General features: G+C 58.5%; 4 protein-coding genes and 1 pseudogene. 3 read left to right on the top strand and 2 right to left on the bottom strand.

Annotation, left to right across the window (positions count from 1 at the left end; genetic code table 11):
- Positions 1-68: 68 nt before the first annotated feature.
- Entirely contained in the window at positions 69-824 is a 756-nt protein-coding gene (locus FHY18_RS21980) for a MobA/MobL family protein (protein ID WP_259160074.1), read from the top strand.
- 225 nt (positions 825-1,049) lie between these two features.
- Here the strand turns inward: FHY18_RS21980 and FHY18_RS21975 are convergent, their stop codons facing one another.
- Together FHY18_RS21975 and FHY18_RS21970 are read right to left on the bottom strand one after the other, a co-directional pair.
- On the bottom strand, positions 1,050-1,442 hold the full coding sequence (locus FHY18_RS21975; protein ID WP_259160072.1) for a hypothetical protein: 393 nt from the start codon (positions 1,440-1,442) through the stop codon (positions 1,050-1,052).
- Between the two features lie 48 nt (positions 1,443-1,490).
- Positions 1,491-1,808, bottom strand: coding sequence for a hypothetical protein (locus tag FHY18_RS21970; RefSeq protein WP_259160079.1), 318 nt, complete (start codon positions 1,806-1,808; stop codon positions 1,491-1,493).
- Positions 1,809-2,043: 235 nt separating this feature from the next.
- Here FHY18_RS21970 and FHY18_RS21965 point away from each other — a divergent pair, with 235 nt between their 5' ends.
- Together FHY18_RS21965 and FHY18_RS21960 are read left to right on the top strand one after the other, a co-directional pair.
- Positions 2,044-2,385 (top strand): helix-turn-helix transcriptional regulator, encoded by a 342-nt coding sequence (locus tag FHY18_RS21965; protein ID WP_259160071.1) that lies wholly within the window; start codon positions 2,044-2,046, stop codon positions 2,383-2,385.
- Positions 2,386-2,540: 155 nt separating this feature from the next.
- Positions 2,541-2,873, top strand: a pseudogene (locus tag FHY18_RS21960) (type IV secretory system conjugative DNA transfer family protein); the annotation flags it as partial.
- Positions 2,874-2,965: the final 92 nt, after the last annotated feature.

Here is a 2,965-nt window from a genome sequence, read left to right as displayed (position 1 = left end):
GGTGAATTTGCTTTTGCGCATCGTTGGTCTCCTCGGTGGCTAGTGTGCCCGGAGACCTCTAACTATGGATGGATCAATTTTACGGGGAGTCGACAGCACCACCTGGTTCGCCGGCATGGGCGGATGACCCGCAAGCACTTTGGGCCGCTGCAGAAGCGGCAGAGCGACGCTGCAACAGCACCGTCTGCCGCGACTTCGCGGTTGCGCTGCCGCACGAACTCGATGACCCCACGCGCTGGGAGTTGGTGCTCGATATTGCACATCGCCTGATCGAGCGCTTTGGCTTTGCGTTGCAGGCCAGCCACCATCGCCCGACCAAAGATGATCCGCGATACTTCTATTGCCATCTGCTTGCCACGACGCGAAAGATGGAAGCGTCGGGACTGACGACAAAGACGCGTGTGCTAGACGGGCGAATGAATGGCAAGGAGGAAGTCGAGTGGATCCGGGCCATGATCGCTGACCGGATCAATGCACACCTTGCCCAAGCTGGCATTGGCAAATCGGTTGAGCATCGGCCCTTGACGGAACGCTTAGGGGCGATGCGAGGCAACGGGATCTATGTCCAAGGCCAGGAAGGCTTCGAGCAGCTTCTGTCCCGCTACCGCCAAGAGGGGCGACTGTTGAGCGTGCCGGATGGCCACACGGCGGAGCAGGCCCAGCGAGAGCGTCATGGGCCGGACATGGACACTTCTGTTGATGAGGCTTCGGCGGCGCAGATGCCCATCATGCTGTCACCCACTGGCGGGCTCAGTTCAGGTAGGGACGACGAAGCTCTGTCAGCAAACCAAGAAGATCGAAGCGGCCATCAAGATACGCATTGAGGGCGTTGGCCATGTGCTGGTCAACGCCAAAGCCAGCCGCATGCTGTTGGGCGATCCAGCCTTCAACATGGGCTTGGCGGAGTTGATGTTCTTGGTGGTCCAGAGGTAAGGCTTGCTGGCTGACGGAAGGATGCATGGCGAAGAATCCAAGTGGCTGATGCACTTGATTCGTAGCACAAAGCGGCTCTTCGTCAAGCCGCCCCTAGCCGCTTGCAAAACGAGCGGTCAGAGCTTCTCGCCCTCATTGATCGCCTGATTCAAGATCTCATACCACTGGTTCATCTCGCGCTCGCTGCCGAACTTGATCGTCCAGACTGGATGGTCCACATCTCGAACGCTGACCGTGATCGTTCCTTCCCGCCTTGAGTTGTGCCAGTGCTTCTCCCAAGAGCGAACATCCATCAACGGGTAGATCTTCACTGTCCTGCCGACACGAATCTTCAACCGCGACCGCTCAATCGAGATCGCCAAAGCTCCTTGTCGCCCAAAATAGGAGCGATCAAACTCCCGACCAAAGACCTCCCGCTGGTTGCGCAATCGGTCAGCCCGATTGACGGCAACGGCGACCAGCACCGCTGTGCCCAGGGCAAGCAAGATGACAAACGTGCTAACGGTCATGTGAACTCCTGAGAACAGAATGGGACCATCGTTGATTGCCAACGGTGGCTATTGGACGCGGCCGGTGATCTTCCAAGTGCCGCCCACCTTGGTGAAGGTGTAGACCCCATCCATTTGATGACCAAAGTCCCGCTCCATGGCTTCAACCTTGGCGCTTACGTCACAGGTGTAGCTGGGCGCACCTTCTGCCTTCGTGCACTGGTTACTCTCGAAGTCTTCGATGCGCGCCTCTTCGTTGCTGTTCGCTTTGACGAACTGCAAAAAAGCGTGCTCCCGCTCAGTCTCAGCAGGGCCACCGCCAGAGCAGCTGGCCAAACAGACCGACATCAGGCCAACCAGGGCGAAACAAAGCTTTGACATGTGCATCTCCAAAAGAGGAAGGGAAGAGCGCTGGGGATCCACCAGACCGATAGGTTCGGATGCGCTGATTGCCGGCATGCTCAATGACTGCAAGCCTCCGCACACCGGCAGGAATGACCGGTGTTGGTGCTTGGCAGTCGCAGTTGATTGGCTGACGGAACCATGTTACTGATAAAGTAACAGACAAGGCAAGTCGGAGACCTCATGCTCAAACACGTCATTGCATGCTTGTGGTCACATTTTGGATCTGGACGACGCTCGTCTCATCTTCGCCAACCGCCTCCGTCTCGCGCGCCAGAAGGCCGAGCTGACCCAGGAAGCCTTGGGGGTTGCCGCTGGACTGGCACCTGAGGTGGCCAGGACGCGTATCAATCGTTACGAGAAGGGCGTCAACGAGTGTGATTTGCGCACCGCCAAGCGCCTGGCCGATGCCCTCGGCATGCCACTGGCTGCCTTCTTCGCCGAGACCGATGAGGTGGCAGAGGCGATCCAAGCGCTCGCGAAGCTCTCCGTCGAAGAGCAGCGAAAAGTCGTCGTCGAATTGCAGCTCAAAGCCCAGCGCAGCGATCCACCCAGCTCATAGTGTATCGGGCCTCGCTCATGTCTTGGCACCGTCAGAAAATTCCTACACAGATGCCAATTTGCAACCGATCTGAGCGGGCGGTGTGATCCTGTAATCTTGCGAGCGGACGGTCATTTTCAAACAAGCCAGGGATCACCGATGGAAGGCAGCGCGTCATGACCGGCAAGATCAAGCTCAGTGTCGCCACCGTGCTCTTGCTCTTCGCCCTCACAGCAGGGGTCTACCTTTCGGGTCAGTTGATCTTGATGCTGTTGAAGGTGGCCGGTCCCCTCACCGTCGGCACCTACTGGTCTTACGTCCAAGCGCTCGAACTCCCGCAGTTCGCTCCCTATGCCACCATGATCAAGCTGGCTGGCGCCCTCGGCTTCGGTGTGCCGCTGCTGGCCTGGGTCGCACTGCTGATCCCGTTGTTCAAGCCAAAGGCGGCCGCCTTGCATGGCGACGCGCGCTTTGCCTCCGGCAGTGATCTGGCCAAGAAGGACATGCTGAGCCACCCCTGATAACTCGGACACCTGAAAGCGAGGACAATCCTCGCACGGAGGTGTTCGATGCAGAAGCGGCAGCGGTTCACGGCGGAGTT

The sequence above is a fragment of the Xanthomonas sp. 3793 genome (assembly GCF_024806835.1).
Taxonomy (GTDB): domain Bacteria; phylum Pseudomonadota; class Gammaproteobacteria; order Xanthomonadales; family Xanthomonadaceae; genus Xanthomonas; species Xanthomonas arboricola_F.
The sequence above is the reverse complement of the archived record's forward strand: the minus strand, read 5'-3'. Positions and strand labels throughout refer to the sequence as shown.

Bases quoted from the DNA above. Each gene is read 5' to 3' on its own strand.
- FHY18_RS21980 (WP_259160074.1), top strand. From the start codon at position 69: ATGGATCAATTTTACGGGGAGTCGACAGCACCACCTGGTTCGCCGGCA.
- FHY18_RS21975 (WP_259160072.1), bottom strand. From the start codon at position 1,442: ATGACCGTTAGCACGTTTGTCATCTTGCTTGCCCTGGGCACAGCGGTG.
- FHY18_RS21970 (WP_259160079.1), bottom strand. From the start codon at position 1,808: ATGCACATGTCAAAGCTTTGTTTCGCCCTGGTTGGCCTGATGTCGGTC.